This window comes from Frigoribacterium sp. PhB24 (assembly GCF_003755185.1).
Classification (GTDB): Bacteria; Actinomycetota; Actinomycetes; order Actinomycetales; family Microbacteriaceae; genus Frigoribacterium.
Genome location: NZ_RKIC01000012.1, coordinates 257,135 through 279,244 on the forward strand (window position 1 = coordinate 257,135; position 22,110 = coordinate 279,244).

A 22,110-nucleotide genomic window follows, 5' to 3' on the forward strand; every position below is an offset into this window, starting at 1 on the left:
GCTCACGAGCGAGCCCGTCGGCCGCTGCCCGACGCCCGACCGCCCACGGCGTCGATCGCCCGTCGGTAGGCAGCGACGTGGGCCTCGCCGGCACGGTCCCAGTCGCGGGCCGACAGGTCGGGGCGGGCGTCCTCCGGCAGGCGTGACGCCGCCTCGAGCGCGTGCTCGACGTCGTCGGACGCGAGCTCGTCCGAGTATTGACGCACCCAGTCGGCCCCGACCTCGTCGGCCAGGCGCGCGTTGACCTCGTTGGCGGGCACGAGCACCGGGCGGCCGAGCGACAGGGCGGTCAGCACCCCGCCCGAGTTGTGCATCTCGCGGTAGGGCAGCACGACGAGTTCGGCCCGCCGCACGGTGTCGATGAGGCCCTCGTCGTCCAGGAACCGCAGGTCGAGGCTGACCCGGGGGTCGTGGGCCGCGAGCTGTTCGAGACCGTGCGCGAGCTCGGGTGTCGAGGGCTTGCCGGCGGCGTGGAGCCTCCGGTCGTCCCCACGCACCCCGCGGAAGGCGCGGACGAGGCCGTCGACGCCCTTGTACCGCCGGATGAAGCCGAAGTACGACACCCGGCCGGCCTCGCGCGACGGCCACGGCCAGCGCGCGAACCAGTCGACGTAGTGGCCGTGGGGGATGAGCGCCCCGAGGGCGTCGGGGTGCTCGGGCGTCTCGTCGTTCAGTCGCACCCAGAGCGTGGTGCGTCGCTCGATCCAGCGCAGAAGGACGCGCTCACGGCGCGAGATGCCCCTCGGCAGATCGAGGTTGTGCTCGGTGCGGACGATCGGGGTGCGCGTCAGTCGCAGCTTCGTCACCAGGGCCACGGTCAACGCCTGCCGCACGAGCGCCTTGAGCGGGCTCTGCCCCGAGACGAGGATCTCGGGCCAGTGCACGTGGAACACGTCGTAGCGGCCGAGCAGCGCACCCTTCCAGTCGAAGGTGCGCACCTCGACCCCGGGGACCGCACCGACGGCGTCCCGGAGCATCACGAGGTAGGGGTTCGTCGTCGGCCGCGGTCGGGGGAACGACTGCTGGACGACGAGCCTGCTCGAGGGCTCCGGGACGACGCCCGTCACGGCTTGAAGACGCTCAGGTCGTCGAACGAGACCGTCTGCGGGGCGTTGGTGGTGCTGCCCGAGGCGTAGGCGCCGAGGGCGACCCAGCCGGGAGCCTGCAGCCCCGCGTACGTGTCGGTGGTCGACACGTTCCAGGCCGTCGGTTCGGTCGTGCCGGCCGCCCAGACCTTCGCGCGGATCGTCGTCGTGCCCGAACCGCTGACCTCGAGACGCACGTTGAGCTTGGCACCGGGGGTGATCGTGCCGGGCACGAGGGTCTCGCCGACCAGGTTGACGCCGGTGGTCGAGCCCTTGAACGCCGTCAGGGCGACGACCGCACGCCCGTCGGAGCGGTAGCGCAGGGTCGCGCGGTACTCCGAGTTCGTCGCGACCTTGCGACCGGTGACGTACACGAAGGTACCGCCGCCGGTGGCCGCCTTGTCGAGGCTGACGCTGGTCCGCAGATCGGCATCCGTCGTGGTGACGCCGGTGAGGGCCATGGACGTGTTCCACCCCGCTGCTCCGAGGAACTGCGTGCCGACCCCACCGGTGACCGCGTACTGCGACGCGCTGCCCGTGCGGGTCCAGCTGCCGCCGACCTCGGCCGTGCCCCAGCCGCCGGTCGTCGTCCGGCCGAAGCCGTCCTGCACGACGGCCGTGACCACGGGAGGCGCGGTGACCGTCACCGTGGAGGTGCGGGTCCCGGTGGCGCCCTTGTCGTCGGTCACCGTGAGGGTCACCGTGTACGTACCGGCGGTCGCGAAGTCGTGCTTCGCCGTGCTGCCGGTCGCGGTGGCTCCGTCACCGAAGTCCCAAGCCCACGCGGCGACGGTTCCGTCGGCGTCGGTCGAGGCACGACCGTCGGTGGTGACCGAGAGCTTGTCGGTGGCGGTCGTGAACGACGCCGTGGGGGCCGCGTTCGGGATCGGCGCGACCGTGACGGTCCCGGTGGAGGTGCCGGTGGCGCCCTTGTCGTCGGTCACCGTGAGGGTCACGGTGAAGGTGCCGGCCGCCGCGTAGGTGTGCGACGCCGTCCTGCCGGTGGCCGTGCCTCCGTCGCCGAAGGTCCAGGCGTAGCCGGCCAGGGTGCCGTCGGGGTCGGTCGAGGCCGACGCGTCGGTCGACACCGCCAGACCCGTCGTGGCGCTCGTGAAGGAGGCCGTCGGGGCGACGTTCGCCGGTGGGGCCGGGGCGACGGTGACCGTGCCGGTCGAGGTGCCGGTGGCGCCCTCGTCGTCGGTCACCGTGAGGGTCACGGTGTACGTGCCGGCCGCGGCGTACGTGTGGCCGCTGGTCGAGCCGGTGGTCGAGGCCGTGCCGTCACCGAAGTCCCAACGGTACGACGCGATGCTGCCGTCGGGGTCGGTCGAGGCCTTCCCGTCGACGGCGACGACCAGGTGGTCGACGGTCGAGGCGAACGAGGCGGTGGGTGCCGTGTTCACGCGAGGAGGCGTCACCGTGACGGTCGCGGTCGAGGTGCCGACGGCACCCCGGTCGTCGGTCACGGTCAAGGTGACCGTGTACGTGCCGCCCGCGGCGTAGCTGTGCGTGGGCTTGGCACCCGAGGCCGAGGGGCTGCCGTCACCGAAGTCCCAGGCGTACGAGGCCACCGAGCCGTCGCCGTCGGCCGAGGCGCTGCCGTCGAAGGCTGCGCCGAGTCCGGTCACCGCCGAGGAGAAGGCGGCGGTCGGGGCCGCGTTCGGCTTGTTCGTGCCGAGCGCGTAGTGCTGGGCGACCGTGGTGGCGTCGAGCGGCCGGGCGTAGACCGCGGCCTCGTCGAGGCTGCCGGCCCAGTAGCTCGAACCCGAGTTCCACGAGCTGTCGCCGCCGAGGCGCCAGAACCCGCGGTAGCCGTCCGAGCCGGTGGCGGCGTTCGACCCGACCTGGGCGCCGTCGACGTAGAGCTTCATGCCGTCGGAGCCCTGGGTCGCGACGACGTGGTGCCAGCGGCCGTCGTTGTAGCTCGCCGTGCTGCTCGCGAGGTTCATCTGTCCGGTCCAGTTGCCGAACTGCAGGCGACCGTCCTGCTCCATGTAGACGTGGCGGTCGTAGTTGCCGCTGTAGCCGGTCTGCTGGTTGCCGAAGCCGATCAGCTTGCCCCCCGAGGTCGTGGTCGTGTTGAACCAGGTCTCGAGCGTGTAGCTGTTCGGGCTGTCGTACGAGGTCGTCGTCGCGACGCCGGCGTCCTGCCCGTTGAACGTCGCCGACCGACCCGAGCCGCCGACGGCCGAGGTGCCGCCCGTGGTGACACCGCCGCTGACGACGCCGTCGGTGCCGACCGGTGACGCGTCGGCGGCGACCGCCGAACCGTCACCGTCGAGGCGGAAGTAGGCCTCGGGGTCGTCCTGGAACACCCGGGCGCCGTAGGCGTCGACAGGCGCCTTGGGCAGCTTGCTCGTGCGTCCCGACGCGACCCACTGGCCGTCGACCTGCTTGGCGCTCAGGGCCGCCGGGTACACCGACACGTCGTCGATGTCGCCCTGGAAGTACGGGGCGCCGTCCCAGTTGTTGTCGCCACCGATGCGCCAGTAGCCCGTGTAGTCCTGGGCTCCCGTCGTCCCGGCGTCGGTCGCGACCTTCTTGCCGTCGACGTAGAACGACTGGCCGGCCGAGCTCAGCGTGCCGACCACCTGGTGCCACTGGCCGTCGTTCAGTGCCGTCGGGCTCGTGATGACGCGGCTCGCGTTCGGGTACACGCCGAAGGACACGCGGCCCCGGGGGTCCATGTAGAGGTGCCGGTCGTACGAATTCGAGGCGCCGGTGCGGTTGCTGCCGAAGCCGACGATCTTGCCGCCGGTGGTCGACGTCGTGCGGAACCAGGCCTCCACCGAGAAGGTCTGCGGGCCGGTGATCGCGGAGGCGGTCGACGAGAGACCGGTGTCGGTGCCCGAGAAGGTGCTCGAGCCGTCGGAGTCCGTCGTGGTCTGACCGGTGGTGCCACGCGTCACACCGGCCTGGGCCTGCTGGTCGTCGTAACCGACCCAGTCGTAGACCGTCGAGCCGCTCTTCTCACCCAGGCGCCACAACGAGGTGGCGCCGTCGGCGGCGACCTGTGTGGCGTAGGGCGAGACCTTGTCGGCGGTCACCGTGACGTCGACGCCGTCACCCAGGACCGTATTGCCGAGCGGATCGGTGGCGCGGACGCGGTAGCTGTGGGTGCTGCCGGGGGCGAGGTCCTTGTCGATGAAGCCCAGGGCGGGCCGCTTCCAGAAGGTCGAGGCCGACGTGGTCGTGTAGACGGGGTTCGCCAGGTCGCCGTCGCGGTAGACGGCGTAGCTCAGGTTCGCGTTGTCCTTGTCCCAGTTGGACTGCCAGCTGACGCGGACCGTGCCGGACGTCAGCGAGACGAGGTTCGGGGTGAAGAGGGCGCCCGAAGCCTCAGGGCCCATCTTGTTCGGGGCGAGGCCCGACACCGCGAAGCGCACGAGGCCGTTCTGTGCCTTGCCGTTGACCGTGGGGAACTCACCGCCGTAGACCACGTACTTGTCGTTGGCGGCGACGCTCCAGGGGCCCTGGCTGAGGCCCGTGTAGGTGCCGGTCCCGAAGTCGGGGAACCAGTTGAGGATGCTGGGAGCGGGTGTGCCCGCGAAGTTGTAGTAGCCGTAAGGGTCGTTCGTCACGGTCTGCGTGGCCGAGTCGCTGAAGGCCATCGCGCGCTGGAAGGTCCAGGGCTCGGTCTGCGGCTGGCCACCGATGTTGCCGCAGTAGTGCGGGTGACCGGCGACGTAGACGGCGGTGCTGTTGGCCGCGACCGAGTAGGTGTCGCCGTGGCAGTCCTCGACCCATTTGAGGTCGCCGTTCCAGGACGCCTTGAACGCGCCCTCGAGTCGCCCGTCGCCGTAGAAGGTGTAGCCCGAGCCGTAGAACCCGTTGGCCGTCGCGCTGAGGCTGTAGATCGCCGACTGCGTGCCACCGTTGCGGACGACGTCGTTCGCCTGCAGGGGCAGGCTGGCGGCGGTGGTCGAGTCCACCATGGCCATGCCGAGCCCGGGCTGTGCCGAACCGTTGACCGAGGTGAACGAGCCGCCGAGCACGATCTTGGAACCGTCGGGGCTCGCCACGAGACCGAGGACGTCGCCGCCCGCGACCTGGGGCGACCACGGCAGGTTCGTGCCGTTGGATGCGGTGACCGCGGCGGCCTTCGGGCGCGTGTCCTTGCCGATGCTCGAGAAGACTCCGCCGACGTAGACGGTGGGTCCGACGGCCGCGATGGCGTTGACCGTCGCGTTCGTGCCGGGGTTCCAGCTCGTGACGAGGGCGCCGGTGGTCGGGTCGAGTGCGGCGAGGCGGTACTTGTTGACGCCGTTCACCTTGGTGAACGCGCCGCCGATGTAGAGGCGCTTGCCGTCGGGCGAGGCGGCGAGGGCCTTGACCTGGCCGTCGATGACGGGCGCGAAGCTGGTCGACAGGACGCCGGTCGTGATGTCGTAGGCCAGGAGGTAACTCCGCGGGACCTCGTTGACACCCGCGGCCGCACCGGCCGGGCGTGCCTTGGTGAACTTGCCCGCGGCGTAGACGGTGTTGCCCACGATGACCTGCGAGAAGACGGAGCCGTCGATCTGCGGTGTCGGTAGCGCGTCGGCCGTGACGGTCGCCGGGGTCGACGGCGAGGTCGGGTCGGCGGGTGCGGAGTCGGCCTGGGCGGGCTGGACTCCGATCAGGACGGACAGGAGCACGGCGGACGCAGCGACGATCGCGGGCAGGCGAAGGCGCGACGAGACGGTTCTTCCCATGGGGGAGCCTCATTCGGGTCGGGTAAGTGACACCGGCATTCGGGTACCGATGGCTTGACGACTATAAGGTCCCCCCAAGGGGGGACAATGGCCCCCGTTGTGGGTACAGTCGCTCTACGAGGTCGACCCCTCGAAGACCACGACGGGCACGTCGACGGCGTAGTCGACGGTCAGCCGGAGGTCGCCCTGGTCGTCGGCCGGCACCGCGAAGACGTAGACGCCCGTGGCGGTCGCCCCGGGCGCGACCGAGGTCGGGAACGAAGAAGTCCCGGTCGAGAAGGTGTTCGCGGGCGTCCGGTCGGTGCCGTAGGCCAGGTTGACGACGACGGTCGACAGGTCGGCGGGGGCCGTCGAGGCGTTGTACATCTCGAGCTCGGCGCGGACCGCCGGGCCCGACACCTCCCCGGGCAACGTGGCCTCTCCGTCCGCCCCGTCGAGGCTTTTCACCCTGACCGTCACCCCGTCGACGACGGTGGGCGACTCGTCGAGGCCGACGGGTGGTGCCTCGGGTGTGTCGGGGCCCGCCGCAGGAGGCGCGGTGTCGGTCGGAGCCGCCGTGCCACCGTCCGACGGCGCGGCGGCCGAGGGCGACGGCGAGCCGGACGCCGTCCCGGCCGCGCCGGGCCCGTCGGAGTCCCCGTCCGAGACGGCGGGCACGATGACAAAGGCGACGAGCAGTGCGAGCACGACCGCGACGACACCGGCGACGACCACGAGGCGTCGTCGGGATCGGGGGGTGGTCGGGTCGGTCGGCGTCTGGTCGTCTGGCGACATGGCGGCTCCTCGTTCGGGTGGCCCGTCCCGCCGGACGCCGGCGGGGTCCAGGGCCGCTGCTAGCATGCCAGCACTCCGGGCCACCCGCACCCGACCCGTCGGTCCGGTCGCCCTCTCCCTCGCCCGAGGCGACGGCCCGCGGTCGGCCACGCGTGAGGACGGCCATGACGACCACCACCCCGACGACGGCGCGCCCGGCCGGGGCCGCAGCGACCTCGCGACGGCCCCGCGCCTCCTCGATCGGCGTCCCGCTCGCGCTCGGCCTCGCCGGCACGGCCGTGGCCCTCGTCGGTTCGTCGACCGTCTCGCTGTGGACCGACGAGGCCGCGACCGTGTCGGCCGCGACCCGCAGCCTGCCCGAGCTCTGGGCCCTCGTGCAGCGCATCGACGCCGTGCACGCGGCGTACTACCTGCTGATGCACCTCTGGACGACCGTCGCGGGCACCTCGCCCACGGCCCTGCGCCTGCCGAGCGCGATCGCGGCCGGGGTGGCCGTCGTCGGCGTGCACCGTCTGCTCGTCGTGCTCGGCCGCCCGGACGCGGCCGTCGCGGGTGCGGTCGTCGCCGTGGCGTTGCCACGCATAACCTGGATGGGCATCGAGGCGCGCTCGTTCGGCCCCAGCGCGGCCGTGGCCGTCTGGGCGACCGTCCTGCTCGTCGTCGCCCTGAACCGAGGAGGCGCGGCGCGGTGGATCGGGTACGCCGTGCTCGTCGGCACGGGGACGGCGCTCAACATCTACGTCGCGCTCCTCGCCGTGGCCCACGCCGTCACCGTCGTCGCCTGGCGCCGTGTCGGACTGAGGCGTCGGCTGGCCTGGTTGGTCTCCGCGGCGGCCGGAGGTCTCGCCGCGTCACCGGTCGTGCTGCTGGCCGCCGGTCAGCAGGGGCAGCTCGGCGACAACTCCCTGGGGCTCGTGCAGATCATCCGCGGCGTCGTCGTGAACCAGTGGTTCCTCGGCGGGACGCCCACCCGGGTCGACTCGACGGCGTCGCCGACCGAGCCGTGGGCGCTGGCGTCCCTCGCGCTGGCACTCGTGGGGTGGATCGCGATGGCGGCCGCGGTCGTCGTCGGGGTGCGCGGTCGACGGTCCGGGCCGCTCTGGGTGCTGGTCCCCGTGCTCGTCGTCCCGACCGCCGTCGTCGTGGCGTACAGCCTGTTGGTGAGCCCGCTCTACAACCCCCGGTACTTCACCTTCGCGGCTCCGGCGTGCGCGGCCCTGGTCGGGGTCGGGGTGACCGTCCTGCGGCGCCGTGGCGCTCGCGTCGCCGCACTGGTCCTGATCGTGGCCCTGTGCGCCCCGGTCTGGCTGTCCCAGCGCCAGGTCACGGGCAAGAGCGGCACCGACTGGTCGGAGGCGGCGGCCGTGGTGGAGCAGGGCGCCCGTCCCGGGGACGGGGTCTACTTCGCTCCTCTCGACGCCGACCCGCCGCAGGTGGTCGAACGGACGACGGCCAACGTCGACGTCGTCTATCCCGACGCTTTCGACGGTCTCGTCGACGTGACGCTCCGGAGCCGGCCCGTCGACCAGGACAGCCTCCGCGGCACGGCCTGGCCGCTCGACTCGCCCCGGACGCGGCTCACCGAGGTCGAGCGCCTCTGGGTCGTCGAGCCGGCCGACGAACCCACGGCAAGGGACGACGACGCGGTCCTCGAGGCAGCCGGCTTCGAGGTCGTCAGCCGGTGGGCCGGCGAGATGACGGCAGTGGAGGAGTGGCGCCGACCCTGAACCGGTCGTGCCCCTCGCGGGCGACGGGCACGAACGCCAGGGCCAGGGCGATGACCAGCGTCGGGAACGCGCTGTAGAAGGGAGCGAAGAAGAGGTTCCAGCTGCTCTGCGCCGCGGCGTAGAGCAGGATGCCGCTGGCCGTGCCGTCCGCGATGCGGCGGACGACGCCGACGGCCAGCACCCCGAGGACGATCGCGACGAGGGCGAGGCCGACGATGCCGGATTGTGCCCAGAGGTCGCCGACGACCGAGTGCAGCTCGAAGTGTCCGCCGAACATGAACCGTTCGACGTAGCCGTTGTCGGGCTGGTACCCGATGCCGCTCATCCCCTCTTTCGCGATGCGGATGTCGTCGGCGGTCGGGACGACCCCGGCTCCGAACCCCCACGGGTGGTGCTCCATGAGGGCGACCGTGGCGGCGAGCTCGGGCCGCCCGCCCAGGATGAGCGAGCCCGAGACCCTGAGCTGCTCGACGCTGCGCGCCTGGGTCGCGAGGCCGAGGTAGCCGTCGAGGATGAGCGCCTGGCCGAGCTGGAAGACCACGACCCCGAGGGCGCCGAGCCCGAGCAGGACGGCCGCGAAGGAGGGGCGTCGGTGCGGCCGCACGATCGCCAACTGGGCGAAGACGAGCAAGGTCGCGAGCAGCAGCAGGCCGAAGGCCGAACGGAAGTCGCTGAGCGCGGCGACGATCGTCAGGGCGATCAGGACGGCGAGTTCCCATCGGCGTCCGTACCGTGCGGCGAGGGCCAACGCGATGACCGTCACCGGCAGGGCGAACCCGAACTTCCAGGGGTTGCTCGCGAACAGCGGCGTCGCGGTGGAGAAGCCCAGGGCCAGGCCGACGCCGAACCACAGGACGGCCCGGTCGGGCGTCAGGACCTCGGTCCCCCAGAGGAAGAGGCCCACGCCGAAGAGGGTGCCGACCAGGATCACGGTCATCGGCACCGTGGACGACGCCGACACGTGGTCCCCCGAGTTGGCGACGCCCAGCCAGAGGCCGAGGACGACCGCCAGGAGGCCCACCGTCATGAAGGCGACTCCCCAGTGGTGTCGTCGCAGGGAGCCCCACCACACCGGCAGCAGCAGTGCGGCCACGACGAAGCCCGCCTGCATGCCCTGGGGCAGGGTGAAGCGCATCCCGAGCACGACGAGGGCCGCGGCGGCGAGCGCCCGGGCCCAGGCGCGTGAGTCACCCGAGGAGGCGCGGGTGCGGTGGGGGCGGTCGGCCGCCGGCGCCGACGGGGCAGCTCGGAGCAGCGTCATGCGACGAACTCTAGGCGACGGTGGCGGCCGCGACGACCCGCATGTGGGTGTCCCCCACAGTGCCGACACCCGAGTGGGAGCCACCTTGTTGGGGACTGACGGCCCCTTGCGGACTAGGCGTGAATGTAACAAGATCACCTCTTGTCCTGACCGGGTGAGAATCAGTCCCCTCAGATCCATTCCGCGCAAGCCCCCTTCCTGGGGTCATGGCGCGGTGTTCTTCCTCTCGCACGAGCCTCCGTCCCCGGAGCTCGTGGCGGGATCGCCCACACCTTCCTCTGACGAAAGCAGTGACGATGCCCAGCGCCCCCGAGCCTCGCCTCTCTCCGCCCCACCGTGTCCGCACCGCCGTCGGCGCCCTGGCGACCGTCGCCGCCGTCATGGCCGGCGTCCTCGTCCCGGTGACCAGCGCCTCCGCGGCCCCCACCACGGTCGCCTCCGACTCGTCGGCCCGTGCGTCGACGACCGGTTGGGGGAACGCCGACAAGGGAGGGGCCTGGTCGACCTGGTCCGGCCCGTCGAAGGCCTCCTTCACGGTGGGGTCGGGCGTCTCGACGATCTCGAACCTCGCTCCCGGCTCGACCGCGACGGCGACGCTCGCGAGCGTCTCGGTCACGGACGTCGAGGTCGAGGGCACGATCGCCCTGCCCAAGACCAAGGCCGGCTTCTACCAGGGCTGGGAGCTCCGTCGCCAGGGTGACGGCTCCGCCTACCGGGGCCGCCTCGAGTCCGGTGGCTCGGGCAAGGTGGCCCTCGCCGTGACCAAGGTCAAGAAGGCCGGTGAGACGCTGCTCGGCCGCGTCGCGCTCCCGTCGAGCGTCGCGCCGGGCTCCACGCTCGCGATCTCGTTCCGCGCCGAGGGCACGACCACCGTGAGCCTCAAGGGCAAGGCCTGGGTCGACGGCTCGACCGAGCCGGGCTGGCAGCTGGCCGTCTCGGACTCCGCCGCCGACCGCGTCTCGCAGGGCGGCTCCGTCGGCCTCTGGCAGTACGCGAGCGCCGGCAACACCGCCCGGTCGAGCACGTCGTTCGACGACCTCGTCGTCGTCGGCAGCCCGTCGGACGCCACGCCCACCCCGGCCCCGGCACCGGCACCGGCACCGACGCCTACCCCCACGCCCACCCCGACCCCCACGCCCACCCCGACGCCCGAACCCGAGACCGTTCCTGCGGGCTCCCGCGGTTCGCTCCCCGTCGGCTCGGCCTCCTATCCCGTGCCCTCGGGTGCGATCGTCGTGTCGCCGAGTGGTGACGACGCCGCAGCCGGCTCGCAGGCGGCGCCCCTGCGCACCCTCGCGGCGGCGGTGTCGAAGGCGAAGTCGGGCGCGACCATCGTCCTCCGCGCCGGCACCTACAACGAGAGCGTCGTCGTGCCCTTCCAGAAGAAGGTGACGATCCAGTCGTACCCGCGTGAGGCCGTCTGGCTCGACGGGTCCGTCCCGGTGACGTCGTGGTCGCGCTCGGGATCGGGGTGGAGCACCCCGTGGTCGGCCTTCCCGTCCTCGGTCATGGACAACGTGACCGACAACCCGCGCTTCGTCTCGCCGTCGTTCCCGCTCGCGGCGCGTCCCGACCAGGTGTTCCTCGACGGCGTCCAGCTCACCCAGGTCACGCCCGACCGGCTCGCCCCGGGCACCTTCGCGGCCGACCCGGCCTCGGGACGCATGCTCATCGGCAGTGACCCGGCAGGCCACGCGGTCCGCGTCAGCAACAAGGCGCAGGCCATCTGGGTGCAGTCTCCCGACACGACCGTGCGCGGCTTCGGCGTCCGGGGTTACGCGACGCCCTACTCCGAGCGCGGTGCCATCCGCCTCGGCAACACCGGCGCGACGGCGGAGAACCTCGTCATCCAGGACAACGCCATGATCGGCATCAACCTCGAGAACAACGGCGGCACGCTGTCGAAGTTGACCGTCGAGCGCAGCGGTCTGCTGGGCATCGGCACGAACGCCTCGTACGACCTCTCGATCACCGACTCGGTGGTACGCCAGAACAACTGGCAGCGCTTCAAGGAGGCTCCCGTCTCGGGCGGCATCAAGATCACCCGCTCGCGGGGTGTGACGGTGTCGAACAACGACATCAGCCGCAACTACAGCTCGGGTCTGTGGCTCGACGAGTCCGTGTACGACAGCAAGGTCGTCAACAACACGGCCGAGGGCAACGAGTGGACGGGCATCCAGCTCGAGCTCTCGAGCAAGGCCGTCGTCGCGGGCAACACCATCACGGGTGGCAAGGCCGGGCTGCAGATCTTCAACACCGACGACGTCCGCGTCTACAACAACTCCATCGGTGGCTTCAGCCAGTTCGGCATCAAGATCACCCAGGACGAGCGTCGGCAGGCCACCGCCTCCACCGGCCAGGACCGTCGACGCCCCCTGCCCGACCCGACGATGACCTGGGTCACCGGCAAGATCACGATCGCCAACAACGCCTTCGGCAGCGGTGGGTCGTACCAGGTCTTCGTCCTCGACGGCAAGACGAACCGCCCGGCCGACTCGATGGGCATCTCGCTCACCGGCAACGCCTTCAACCAGCGGCGCACGACGGCCCAGGCGACGCTCGTCGGCTGGGGTGGCGGGGACAACAAGACCGTGACCCGGCTCGACTCGGTCGCCGCCCTGTCGGCCAAGAACGGGTCCTGGCGCAACGTGGAGACCTCGGGCGTCCTCGACCTGGGCGGGATGGGCAGCCTGCTGGCCTCGTCGCTCGGCATCGTGGCCACCCTGCCGTCCGACGTCGCGGCACTGCTCGGCCAGCCGGGCACGGCCCGCCGCATCGGCGCGTTCTGATCCACCGACGGAGCCCGGCACCCCAGGGGTGCCGGGCTTCGTCGCGTCCGGCGTCCGGCGGACGAGGAGGCGCGGGCCGGCTTCCCGACACCGCCTACGATTGACCCCGTGATCCTGGCCATCGACACCTCAGCCGGCTCGTCCGTCGCCGTCGTCGACCGCGACGGCGGGGTCCTCGCCGAGCACACGGTCGCCGACACCCGGCGTCACGCCGAGGTGATCGGCCGTCTGATCGACGACTCCCTGCGTGAGGCCGGCGTCGCCCCGTCCGACCTCTCGGCCGTGGTCGCCGGTCGTGGCCCGGGCCCGTTCACGGGCCTGCGCGTCGGCATCGCCGCCGCCCGCGCGTTCGCCTTCGGCGCCGGCGTGCCGTGCCTGTCGGTCGGCAGTCACGACGCCGTCGCGTTCGAGCGGCTCTCGGCGGCGGCCGGCCGCTCCGTCGCCGCCTCCGGCGGAGCCGTCGACTCGCCGCTGGTCGTCGTCACCGACGCCCGTCGCCGCGAGGTGGCGTTCAGCTCGTGGTCGGGTCTCGACGACGACGGCCTGCCCGTGCTCGCGGTCGGCCCCGCCCTCGTGCGGCCGGCCGACCTCGACGAGGCGACCGGCGCCTCCTCGTCCTGGCCTCGCACCGACCCCGACGCGACGACGGTCTCGGCGGCCGCGCTCGGCATGCTGGCCGAGCGGCTCTTCGAGCACGGCCGCCCGTTCGCCGACGCCGAGCCGCTCTACCTGCGCGAGCCCGACGTCACCCCCTCGGCCGGGCCGAAGCCGGTCACCCGATGAGCGTCCTGCTGCGGACGGCCACCCTCGACGACCTCGGGGGCATCATGGCGATCGAGACGTCGACCTTCGCGAACGACGCGTGGTCGCGGGCGAGCATGACGCACGAGCTCACCGCCCCCGGCGGTCGGTACCTGGTCGCCACGGCCCCGGGAGACGACACCACCGTCGTCGGTTACGCCGGCATGTTGGCGCTGAAGGGTGCCCGCGAGGCCGACATCCAGACCATCGCCGTGCTCGCGGAGCATCAGGGGCACGGGCTCGGCCGGGCGATGCTGACCCAGCTGCTCACCGAGGCGCGCCAGGGCGGCGTGCGCGAGGTCTTCCTCGAGGTGCGGGCCGACAACCCGGGGGCGCGGCACCTCTACGAGACGCTCGGCTTCGAGCCGATCGCCGTCCGTGCGCGGTACTACATGCCCGACGGGGTCGACGCGGTCGTCATGCGGCTGAGTGTCCCGCCCGCCGTCACCGAGACCGCCCCCGGCCGCGTCGAGCCGTTCGACGACGCGCCCCGCGACGAACAGGACGTCCGCCCGTGACCGCCACCCGCGCCTCCTCGTCCGCCGCCGGGCCGGTGGCCCGTGAGCCGCTCGTGCTCGGCATCGAGACCAGCTGCGACGAGACCGGCATCGGCATCGTGCGCGGCCGCACCCTGCTCGCCAACGTCATCTCGTCGTCGATGGACGAACACGCCCGCTACGGCGGCGTCGTGCCCGAGGTCGCCGCCCGAGCCCACCTCGAGGCGCTCGAACCGGCCCTCGCCGCGGCTCTCGCCGAGGCCGGCGTCACGACGGACGAGCTCGACGCCGTCGCCGTGACGAGCGGGCCCGGGCTGGCCGGCGCGCTCATGGTCGGCGTCGGCGCGGCGAAGGCGCTCGCCCTCGCGACGGGCAAGCCTCTTTACGCCGTGAACCACCTCGTCGGGCACGTCGGGGCCGACGTGCTCCGCGACGACGGCAGCGAGCTCGAACTGCCGACCATCGCGCTGCTCGTCTCGGGTGGGCACACGTCGCTGCTGCACGTGCGCGACCTCGTCGACGACGTCGAACTGCTCGGCGAGACCATCGACGACGCCGCCGGAGAAGCCTTCGACAAGGTCGCCCGCCTGCTCGGCCTGCCCTACCCCGGCGGGCCGCAGATCGACCGGGTCGCCGAGGGCGGCGACCCGAAGGCCATCCGCTTCCCTCGCGGGCTCACCCTGCCGAAAGACCTCGCGAAGCACCGGTACGACTTCTCGTTCTCGGGGCTCAAGACGGCCGTCGCCCGGTGGGTCGAGCAGCGCCGCAGCGAAGGAGGCGCGGTCCCGGTCGCCGACGTCGCCGCCAGTTTCCGCGAGGCCGTCGCCGACGTCCTGCTCACGAAGGCGCTGGCGGCCTGCGCCGACCGGGGCGTGCCGCGGCTGCTGCTCGGCGGGGGAGTCGTCGCCAACGCCCGCGTCCGGCAGCTCGCCGCCGAACGGTGCGCCGCGGCCGGGGTCGAGCTGCGCGTGCCGCCCCTGTCGCTCTGCACCGACAACGGCGCCATGATCGCGGCGCTGGGCGCCGAACTCGTGTCGCGCGGCCGCGCGCCGTCGCCCCTCGACTTCGGGGCCGACTCGACGCTGCCCGTGACGACCGTCCAGGCGGTCTGACGCCTCGGCGGGGTGCCGGGGCGGCCCGTCACCCGGCCGCAGGCCTACCGTCGCCGGTAGCATGAGCGCTCGACCGACCGCGGCCGTCACCGGCCGAACCTCAGCAGAAGGACGTCCCCGATGACCGACCAGAACCCCGCGCCCTACGGCCAGCCCTCGTCGCAGAACCCCTACCCGGGCCAGCAGCCGGCCTACCAGGGGCAGCCGAACGGTGGTCAGCCCGCCTACCAGGGCCAGAACGGCGCCCCCGGGCAGCGCAACACGCTCGCCCTCGTGTCGATGATCCTCGGCATCGCGGGGTTCCTCACCTCGATCTCGAGCATCGCCGCGATCATCACGGGACACATCGCCCTCAGCCAGATCAAGAAGCGTGGCGAAGAAGGCCGGGGCATGGCGCTGACCGGACTCATCCTCGGCTACGTCGTGTTCGTCCTCTCGATCATCGCCGTCATCGCCGCCGTGGTCCTGTTCGGGGCCATCGCCAGCAACCCCGACCTCTACGACGGCAGCTACAACTCGTAGGCCCACGGGCCGCCCCGGCGCACGGCGCCTCCCAGGGGCCGCTCATCGGCGCCCTCGCTAGCATGACGGGGTCCGCACCGGACGGTGCGGGCCCTTTCGTGTCCCGGGACGCGACCGTCACGCGCGTGACCGGTCGCTCCGGCGGCACGACCGACGCCCCGCTCGCGAAAGGCAGCTGATGGCCACCGACGACACCACCCCCGAGAAGCCCTCCTCGGCGCCGACCGCGCCCTCGGCTCCGACCCCGCCCGCCGCACCCGTCGCGCCTCCGACGCGACCGGCCGAGGGTGCTGCGGCCGCCTCGCCACCCCTGCCCCCGACGGCCTTCCCCGGGGCGGCGTCCCAGGCGCCCGCGTCGTCGCCGTACGCCGGGGCCGGGGTGCCTCCGACGGGCTCGGCACCGTACGGGGCACCCCAGGGAGCGCCGTCGCCGCAGTCCCGCCCGGGGCAGGTCCCACCCGGTGCACCGCAGCCGCCTCGACCGCCGTACGGCCAGCCCGGCGCGCAGCCGCCGGCGGGCTACAGGCAGCAGTCCGCGTACGGGCAACAGCCCGGCTACGGTCAGCACTCCGGCTACGGCCAGCAGCCGCAGGGGCAGCAGCCCGGCTACGGCCAGCAGCCGCAGGGGCAGCAGCCCTACGGTCAGCAGCCCTACGGTCAGCAGCCTCAGGGTCAGCAGCCCTACGGCTCGCAGTCCGGCTACGGCCAGCAGCCATACGGCTCGCAGCCCGGCTACGGTCAGCAGCCCTCCGGCTCGCAGCCCGGCTACGGTCAGCAGCCCTCCGGCTCGCCCTACCCGCCGTACGCTTCGGCCGGGGCCGCGCAGCCGCCACGAATCCTCAGCCTGCTGTCGATGATCGGCTCGATCGCCGGTCTCGTGCTCGCGCCGCTGACCTTCGGGCTGTCGATCGTGGTCTCGATCGCCGGTGTCGTGCTCGGACACCTCGGCATGTCTCGGGAGCGTCACGCCCGTGGCTTCTGGCTCACCGGGCTGATCGTCGGCTACGCCGGCGTCGTGCTGATCGTCATCGGCTGGGTGGCCTTCGGTCTCTTCATCGCCGGCTTCTCGTCGAGCTCCGGCTACTACGGCGGGTACTGACCCCGCTCCACGAGCCGCGTCCGAACGGGCGGGGGTGTCGGTTCCGCTCGGCGGACGACACCGCCCGCCCGCCCGTTCGTTCGTCCGGGCGGCGGTGTCGTCGTCACGACGGCACCGCGGGCGGCCTCAGACCAGGCGCTCGCAGAGCAACGCCGTGTGTCGTCCGGCGACCCGGGTCAGCACGAGGGTCGCCGATCCGTTCCCCTGCAGCGAGAGTCGCTTGCGGAACGTCGCGGGGTCGACGTCGACCCCGCGCTTCTTGATCTCGAGGCGCCCGATGCCGCGTGCCCGCAGCTCGCGCTTCAGCGTCCGCTCGTCGAGCGGGAAGGTCTCGAGCACGCGGAATCCCTGGGCGAAGGGGGTCTCGACCCGCGTCTCCGTCGTCAGCCAGGCGATGTCGCGACTGATCATGCGAGCGCCGAGCGAGCGCGCGAGGTCGCCGATGAGGCGGGCTCGGATCACGGCACCGTCGGGCTCGTAGAGGTACTCGCCGAGGTCGCCCGCGTCGACGTCGTCGGAGTCGGCCGCGGCCGTCAGTTCCGACGCCCCGGAGGCGCTGATCACCAGCGCCGACCGGCCCACGCCCGGCCGCGCGAGCGGGCCGAACCACACGCCCACCTCGACCACGTCGCGGTCGACCGAGATCCACTGGCACTCGGCGTCGGGCGGCAGCAGCTCGCGGTCGACACCCGGGCCGAGCTTGACACCGGTGGGCAGGCGCTCGGCGAAACCGAACGCGACGTCGAGGCCGGGGGACCAGTCGGCCGGGTCGGCGAGCCGTCTCGTGGCGTTGTGACCGGACGTCCGCCGGGCCGGGTCGAGGAAGACCCCCTCGACGCCCCCGAGGTCCGTCGTCTCCGCGTCGCCCTGTTCGACCCGCGACGACGACCACGGCGCGAGGTTGTACGAGGCGACGGCCGCGGTGACCTCGTCCCGGTCGACGGCGAGCACGTCGAGGTCGAGGGCGGCGAAGGCCAGGGCGTCGCCGCCGATGCCGCAGCCGAGGTCGGCCACGCTCCCGAGGCCGGCGGTGGCGTAGCGTCCGGCGTGGCGGGCGGCGACCGGGAGGCGCGTGGCCTGTTCGAGGCCCGCCTCGGTGAACAGCATGCGGCTCGCGAACTCGCCGAACTTGGTCGCGGCCCGGCCGCGGAGTCGAGCCTGCGTGAGCACCGCCGACACGAGGGCGGGGGAGTGCCCCTGCTTCCGCAGCGCGGCCACCGTGCCGACGACGTCGTCGCCGGTGCCGCCGCCCGTCGGCAGCGAGTCGAGCAGCCGCAGCCCCTCGGGTGAGAGGACTTCGAGCAGCTCCGAGGAATCCATGTCGTCCAGTGTGACGCACGCAGGCCGGGGAGTTGGCACTCGGATTGACCGAGTGCCAGTCTCGTCCTACAGTTGTTCTGGCACTCGCCCCCGGCAAGTGCCAGCCCCCATGTTTTCGTAGCACCGAGAAAGAAGAGGTCACCCGTGTCGGTCAGCATCAAGCCGCTCGAAGATCGCATCGTCATTCGTCAGGTCGAAGCCGAGCAGACCACTGCTTCGGGTCTCGTGATCCCCGACACCGCCAAAGAGAAGCCCCAAGAGGGTGAAGTGGTGGCGGTCGGCCCGGGCCGCATCGACGACAACGGCAACCGCGTGCCGCTCGACGTCGCCGTCGGCGACAAGGTCATCTACAGCAAGTACGGCGGAACCGAGGTGAAGTACGGCGGAGAAGACCTGCTCGTCCTCTCGGCTCGCGACGTCCTGGCGGTCATCGTCCGCTAGCACCTCGGCACGGCTCCGGCCGTGCCCGCGGTGACCCCGGTCGCCGTCCCGAAGGCCCCTGCTCCGGCAGGGGCCTTCGTCGTGTCGCCGGTTCGCCGACCGGCGACCACTCGTCCCCAGGCGGGATCGTCCGTCGATCGATCCACGGTGGCAGGAGTGGACGTTCCCGCGGCGGGCGCAGCGACCTAGAGTCGCCTGGTGACCTCGACCCGCGCCTCCTCGTCCCCCACCACCCCGACCTCGGGGCTGGGCGTCACCGGGGCCGGCGGGGCCGGGTTGGCCTATGCGCTGGGGGCGTACGGGCTCTGGGGGGTGCTGCCGGTCTACTTCCTCCTCCTGGCCCCGGCGGGCCCGTTCGAGATCGTCGCCTGGCGGGTGTTGTTCTCGCTCGTCTTCTGCGCGGTGCTGCTCGTCGCGACCGGGGCGCTGCGCTCGTTCCTGGCCCTGCTGCGGCAGCCGCGCGTGGTGGGCACCATGGGCCTGGCCGGGGCGTTCATCGTCGTCAACTGGACGGTCTTCATCTCGGCCACCCTCAGCGGGCACGTGGTCGAGGCGGCGCTCGGCTACTTCATCAACCCGATCGTGACGGTCCTGCTCGGAGTGGTGGTGCTGCGAGAACGCCTTCGCACGACCCAGTGGGTGGCCGTCGGGCTGAGCGCGGTCGCCGTCCTCGTGATCGCGATCGGGGCGGGCAGGCCACCCGTCATCTCGCTCGTGCTCGCGTTCTCGTTCGGGCTCTACGGCCTGGTGAAGAAGCAGGTCGGTGGTCGGGTCGACGCGGTCGGCGGGCTGACGCTCGAGACCTTGTGGATCGCGCCGTTCGCGGCCGCGACCTTGATCGTCCTGCACGTGACGGGCGTCGGGGGCGGTGTCGTGCTCGGCACCGTCAGCGTCGGGCACACCCTCGCCACGATCGGCACGGGCGTCATCACCGCCGTGCCCCTGCTGTTGTTCGCCTCGGCGACACGTCGGCTGCCCCTGACCACCGTGGGGCTGACGCAATACGTCGCCCCCGTGCTGCAGTTCGTGGTCGGGGTCGTCGTGCTCGGCGAGCACATGTCGGTCGCGCGCTGGGTCGGCTTCGCCATCGTCTGGGTCGCGTCCGTCGTTCTCACGGTCGACATGGTGCGCGTGGGGCGCCGGTCGCGGCGACCCCTCGCCGTGGCACCCACGACCTAGAACCGACCATCCCTCGCAAAGTCACGAATGGCTAACGAAACGTCACTTTGACGTCGAGAACACACGCCAGAAACATTCGACCCCTAGTTTCGGACCAATCGCGGCAGGTTCGACCGCCACCGGTCGGACTGCACTGCCGCTGTCCACGAAAGGGTTCCACGGATGATCCGATCCAGCACCGCCCTCCGAGCACTGGCTCTCGCCGGCGCAGCCTCCGTGCTGCTCGCTGCCTGTTCGACGGCATCTCCCTCTGACGACGCCTCGTCGTCGTCGTCGTCGGCCAAGGCCGATCCCGCCGCCAAGTGCGAGGTCGGGACGCCCAGCACCGATCCGTTCGCGATCGGCACGATGCTGCCGCTGACCGGAACCCTGGCCTACCTCGGCCCGCCCGCCATCGCGGGGGCGAACCTCGCCATCAGCGACATCAACGCCGCCGGCGGGGTGCTCGACCAGCCCGCCGAGATCTCGACCAGCACCGACTCGGGCGACAGCAACGACATGACCGTGTCGAGCAACGCCGCGACGCAGCTGATCGACGCCAAGGTGCCCGTCGTGCTCGGTGCCGAGTCGTCGAGCGTCACGCTCAACGTGGTCGACCAGCTCACCAGCAACTGCATCATCGAGATCTCGCCGGCCAACACGGCGAGCTCGCTCAGCGGGTACTCGTCGTACTACTACCGGACCGCTCCGCCGGACTCGGTCCAGGGCTCGGCGCTCGGCCAGCAGATCACCGCCGACGGCAACGCCAACGTCGCGTTCCTCGTCTTCAACGACACCTACGGCACGGGTCTGCGCGACTCGACGCAGACGTCGATCGAGAGCTCTGGCGGAACCGTCGTCTACGGCGGCACAGGCAAGGGCGAGGAGTTCCCTCCCGGTCAGACCACGTTCTCGTCCGAGGTGTCGGCTGCCATCGCCGCCGAGCCCGACGCGATCGTCATCCTGGCCTTCGACGAGACCAAGTCGATCGTGCCCGAGCTGAAGAGCCAGGGCTGGGACATGAGCAAGGTCTACATGTCCGACGGCAACACGGCCGACTACAGCGCCGACTTCGAGCCCGGCACCCTCGCGGGCGCCAAGGGCACGATCCCCGGTGCCGACGCCAGCGCCGACTTCAAGTCGAAGCTCGTGGCCGGCTACAAGGCGAGCGAGGGCGGCGACCTGGCCGACTTCTCGTACGCGGCCGAGTCGTACGACGCCGTCATCCTGACCGCGCTCGCGGCCCAGGCCGGTGGTGGCACCGACGCCGGGACGATCCAGGCCAACATGGCCGCGGTCTCCGGCACCGACGGCGGCACCTCCTGCACGACCTACGCGGACTGCAAGACCGCGCTCGACGCCGGTGACGACATCCACTACACCGGCCCCTCGGGCATCGGATCGTTCAACGACAACAACGACCCGTCGTCCGCCTCGATCGGCGTCTACACGTTCGACGCCGACAACAAGCCCGTCTACCAGACCGGCATCGAGGGCAAGGTCGAATAGCAGCACCTCGCAGCACCTCGCATCACCCGGGGTCCGGCACGAGTCATCGTGCCGGGCCCTTCGGCGTGTCGGGGAGGCGCGGTGCCGGGCCGCGCGGAGGTCGCGACGTCGGCGTCCTCCGGCACCGCGCCTCCTCGTCCCCGGACCTGCCGGCCGTGGGGCCCGCGCCTGTCCGCCCCGCCCCGCCCTTCGTCGCACCGCCTTCCGTGCACCGCACCGCGTCGAGAACAGGTGTGCTGCACGAAACGTGGTGCGCAAGACGGTGTGGCCCCGACACCAGGGTCTCGAGTCCGGGAGGCGCGGAGCCGGACCGCAGGCAGGTCGCGACGTCCGCGTCCTCCGGCACCGCGCCTCCTCGTTCTCGTCCCCGGCCCGGGCCCTGCCGACCGTGGGGCCCGCGCCCCCTCCGCACCGCGTTCCGTGCACCGCACCGCGTCGAGACCGGGTGCGCTGCACGACACGCGGTGCGCAGCCCCCGACGCCCCGCCGGGTGCACGCACGAGGCCCCGACCACGCCAGGGCGTGATCGGGGCCTCAGGCTGCCACCGGGGGCGTCAGGACGCGTCCACGTCCTTCGCCAGGGTGCCGAGGTAGAGCTCGATGACCTTGGGGTCGTCGGCGAGCTCGCGCCCGGTGCCCGAGTAGGCGTTGCGGCCCTGGTCGAGGACGTAGCCCCGGTCGCAGATCTGCAGGCAGCGGCGGGCGTTCTGCTCGACCATGATCACCGAGACGCCGGCCTTGTTGATGCGGCGGGTGCGGATGAACGTCTCGTCCTGGCGGACGGGCGACAGGCCGGCGGACGGCTCGTCGAGCAGCAGCACCTTGGGGTCCATCATCAGGGCCCGGGCCATGGCGACCGACTGGCGTTCGCCGCCCGAGAGCGATCCGGCGCGCTGGCCGCGGCGGTCGGCGAGCACGGGGAAGAGGTCGTAGATGACCTCGAGGCGCTCGGCGAACTTCTTGGGGCGCAGGAACATGCCCATCTGCAGGTTCTCCTCGATGGTGAGCGAGGGGAACACGTTGTTGGTCTGCGGCACGAAGCCGACGCCCGCCTCGACCAGCTTGTTGGCCTTGAGGTTCGTGATGTCGGCACCGCCGAGGGTGACCGAGCCCGAGTGGATCTTGACCTGGCCGAACAAGGCCTTGAGCAGCGTCGACTTGCCGGCGCCGTTCGGGCCGATGATGCCGATCAGCTCGCCGGGGTAGCAGACGAGGTCGCACCCGTTGAGGATGTTGACGCCCGGCAGGTAGCCGGCGACGAGGTCCGTCGCGTTCATCACCGGCTCGACGCCGGCGAACTTCTCGGTGCCCGGGTGCTTGG

The 22,110-nt window shown here is 72.0% G+C and carries 16 protein-coding genes; 10 read left to right on the forward strand and 6 right to left on the reverse strand.

Annotated elements, in window-relative coordinates:
* Positions 1 to 2: 2 nt before the first annotated feature.
* From EDF50_RS11185 to EDF50_RS11195, 3 genes are all read right to left on the reverse strand, one after another.
* The gene (locus EDF50_RS11185; protein ID WP_123519605.1) at positions 3 to 1,067 is read right to left on the reverse strand and encodes a glycosyltransferase; all 1,065 of its coding nucleotides are present in this window, start codon (positions 1,065 to 1,067) and stop codon (positions 3 to 5) included.
* Entirely contained in the window at positions 1,064 to 5,779 is a 4,716-nt protein-coding gene (locus EDF50_RS17070; RefSeq protein ID WP_123519606.1) for a PKD domain-containing protein, read from the reverse strand. The genes EDF50_RS11185 and EDF50_RS17070 overlap by 4 nt, the downstream gene beginning before the upstream one ends.
* A gap of 114 nt (positions 5,780 to 5,893) precedes the next feature.
* On the reverse strand, positions 5,894 to 6,553 hold the full coding sequence (locus tag EDF50_RS11195; RefSeq protein WP_123519607.1) for a hypothetical protein: 660 nt from the start codon (positions 6,551 to 6,553) through the stop codon (positions 5,894 to 5,896).
* Between the two features lie 164 nt (positions 6,554 to 6,717).
* Between EDF50_RS11195 and EDF50_RS11200 the strand changes: the two genes are divergently transcribed.
* Positions 6,718 to 8,280 carry a glycosyltransferase family 39 protein gene (locus tag EDF50_RS11200; RefSeq protein ID WP_123519608.1) on the forward strand — a complete coding sequence of 521 codons (1,563 nt, stop codon included), beginning with the start codon at positions 6,718 to 6,720 and terminating at the stop codon, positions 8,278 to 8,280.
* On the opposite strand, the gene EDF50_RS11205 is transcribed toward EDF50_RS11200, so the two are convergent.
* Positions 8,228 to 9,541: a hypothetical protein gene (locus EDF50_RS11205; RefSeq protein WP_123519609.1), complete on the reverse strand. Its 1,314-nt coding sequence runs from the start codon at positions 9,539 to 9,541 to the stop codon at positions 8,228 to 8,230. The two genes, EDF50_RS11200 and EDF50_RS11205, sit on opposite strands and share 53 nt — an antisense overlap.
* A gap of 296 nt (positions 9,542 to 9,837) precedes the next feature.
* On the opposite strand from EDF50_RS11205, the gene EDF50_RS16455 reads away from it, so the two are divergent.
* The 6 genes from EDF50_RS16455 to EDF50_RS11245 all read left to right on the forward strand — a co-directional run bounded on the left by EDF50_RS16455 (position 9,838) and on the right by EDF50_RS11245 (position 16,361).
* Positions 9,838 to 12,330 carry a nitrous oxide reductase family maturation protein NosD gene (locus EDF50_RS16455; protein WP_148076823.1) on the forward strand — a complete coding sequence of 831 codons (2,493 nt, stop codon included), beginning with the start codon at positions 9,838 to 9,840 and terminating at the stop codon, positions 12,328 to 12,330.
* Positions 12,331 to 12,438: 108 nt separating this feature from the next.
* Complete coding sequence (gene tsaB / locus EDF50_RS11225) at positions 12,439 to 13,113, forward strand: tRNA (adenosine(37)-N6)-threonylcarbamoyltransferase complex dimerization subunit type 1 TsaB (protein ID WP_123519613.1); 675 nt, start codon at positions 12,439 to 12,441, stop codon at positions 13,111 to 13,113.
* The gene (gene rimI / locus EDF50_RS11230; protein ID WP_123519614.1) at positions 13,110 to 13,649 is read left to right on the forward strand and encodes a ribosomal protein S18-alanine N-acetyltransferase; all 540 of its coding nucleotides are present in this window, start codon (positions 13,110 to 13,112) and stop codon (positions 13,647 to 13,649) included. The genes tsaB and rimI overlap by 4 nt, the downstream gene beginning before the upstream one ends.
* Positions 13,646 to 14,740 carry a tRNA (adenosine(37)-N6)-threonylcarbamoyltransferase complex transferase subunit TsaD gene (gene tsaD, locus EDF50_RS11235; protein WP_233570566.1) on the forward strand — a complete coding sequence of 365 codons (1,095 nt, stop codon included), beginning with the start codon at positions 13,646 to 13,648 and terminating at the stop codon, positions 14,738 to 14,740. The genes rimI and tsaD overlap by 4 nt, the downstream gene beginning before the upstream one ends.
* A gap of 120 nt (positions 14,741 to 14,860) precedes the next feature.
* Entirely contained in the window at positions 14,861 to 15,262 is a 402-nt protein-coding gene (locus EDF50_RS11240; protein WP_123519615.1) for a DUF4190 domain-containing protein, read from the forward strand.
* Between the two features lie 178 nt (positions 15,263 to 15,440).
* Positions 15,441 to 16,361: a DUF4190 domain-containing protein gene (locus EDF50_RS11245; RefSeq protein ID WP_233570568.1), complete on the forward strand. Its 921-nt coding sequence runs from the start codon at positions 15,441 to 15,443 to the stop codon at positions 16,359 to 16,361.
* Positions 16,362 to 16,487: 126 nt separating this feature from the next.
* On the opposite strand, the gene EDF50_RS11250 is transcribed toward EDF50_RS11245, so the two are convergent.
* Positions 16,488 to 17,681 carry a class I SAM-dependent methyltransferase gene (locus EDF50_RS11250; protein WP_123519616.1) on the reverse strand — a complete coding sequence of 398 codons (1,194 nt, stop codon included), beginning with the start codon at positions 17,679 to 17,681 and terminating at the stop codon, positions 16,488 to 16,490.
* Positions 17,682 to 17,825: 144 nt separating this feature from the next.
* On the opposite strand from EDF50_RS11250, the gene groES reads away from it, so the two are divergent.
* The 3 genes from groES to EDF50_RS11265 all read left to right on the forward strand — a co-directional run bounded on the left by groES (position 17,826) and on the right by EDF50_RS11265 (position 20,789).
* On the forward strand, positions 17,826 to 18,122 hold the full coding sequence (gene groES / locus EDF50_RS11255; protein ID WP_123519617.1) for a co-chaperone GroES: 297 nt from the start codon (positions 17,826 to 17,828) through the stop codon (positions 18,120 to 18,122).
* Positions 18,123 to 18,368: 246 nt separating this feature from the next.
* Positions 18,369 to 19,301 (forward strand): EamA family transporter RarD, encoded by a 933-nt coding sequence (rarD, locus tag EDF50_RS11260; RefSeq protein ID WP_123519710.1) that lies wholly within the window; start codon positions 18,369 to 18,371, stop codon positions 19,299 to 19,301.
* 162 nt (positions 19,302 to 19,463) lie between these two features.
* Entirely contained in the window at positions 19,464 to 20,789 is a 1,326-nt protein-coding gene (locus EDF50_RS11265; protein WP_123519618.1) for an ABC transporter substrate-binding protein, read from the forward strand.
* 554 nt (positions 20,790 to 21,343) lie between these two features.
* Here EDF50_RS11265 and EDF50_RS11270 read toward each other — a convergent pair.
* Entirely contained in the window at positions 21,344 to 22,066 is a 723-nt protein-coding gene (locus tag EDF50_RS11270) for an ABC transporter ATP-binding protein (protein ID WP_123519711.1), read from the reverse strand.
* Positions 22,067 to 22,110: the final 44 nt, after the last annotated feature.

Coding starts and splice junctions, on each gene's coding strand:
- EDF50_RS17070 (WP_123519606.1), bottom strand. CDS start 5,779: ATGGGAAGAACCGTCTCGTCGCGCCTTCGCCTGCCCGCGATCGTCGCT.
- EDF50_RS11195 (WP_123519607.1), bottom strand. CDS start 6,553: ATGTCGCCAGACGACCAGACGCCGACCGACCCGACCACCCCCCGATCC.
- EDF50_RS11200 (WP_123519608.1), top strand. CDS start 6,718: ATGACGACCACCACCCCGACGACGGCGCGCCCGGCCGGGGCCGCAGCG.
- EDF50_RS11205 (WP_123519609.1), bottom strand. CDS start 9,541: ATGACGCTGCTCCGAGCTGCCCCGTCGGCGCCGGCGGCCGACCGCCCC.
- EDF50_RS16455 (WP_148076823.1), top strand. CDS start 9,838: ATGCCCAGCGCCCCCGAGCCTCGCCTCTCTCCGCCCCACCGTGTCCGC.
- rimI (WP_123519614.1), top strand. CDS start 13,110: ATGAGCGTCCTGCTGCGGACGGCCACCCTCGACGACCTCGGGGGCATC.
- EDF50_RS11240 (WP_123519615.1), top strand. CDS start 14,861: ATGACCGACCAGAACCCCGCGCCCTACGGCCAGCCCTCGTCGCAGAAC.
- EDF50_RS11245 (WP_233570568.1), top strand. CDS start 15,441: ATGGCCACCGACGACACCACCCCCGAGAAGCCCTCCTCGGCGCCGACC.
- EDF50_RS11250 (WP_123519616.1), bottom strand. CDS start 17,681: ATGGATTCCTCGGAGCTGCTCGAAGTCCTCTCACCCGAGGGGCTGCGG.
- EDF50_RS11265 (WP_123519618.1), top strand. CDS start 19,464: ATGATCCGATCCAGCACCGCCCTCCGAGCACTGGCTCTCGCCGGCGCA.
- EDF50_RS11270 (WP_123519711.1), bottom strand. CDS start 22,066: ATGAACGCGACGGACCTCGTCGCCGGCTACCTGCCGGGCGTCAACATC.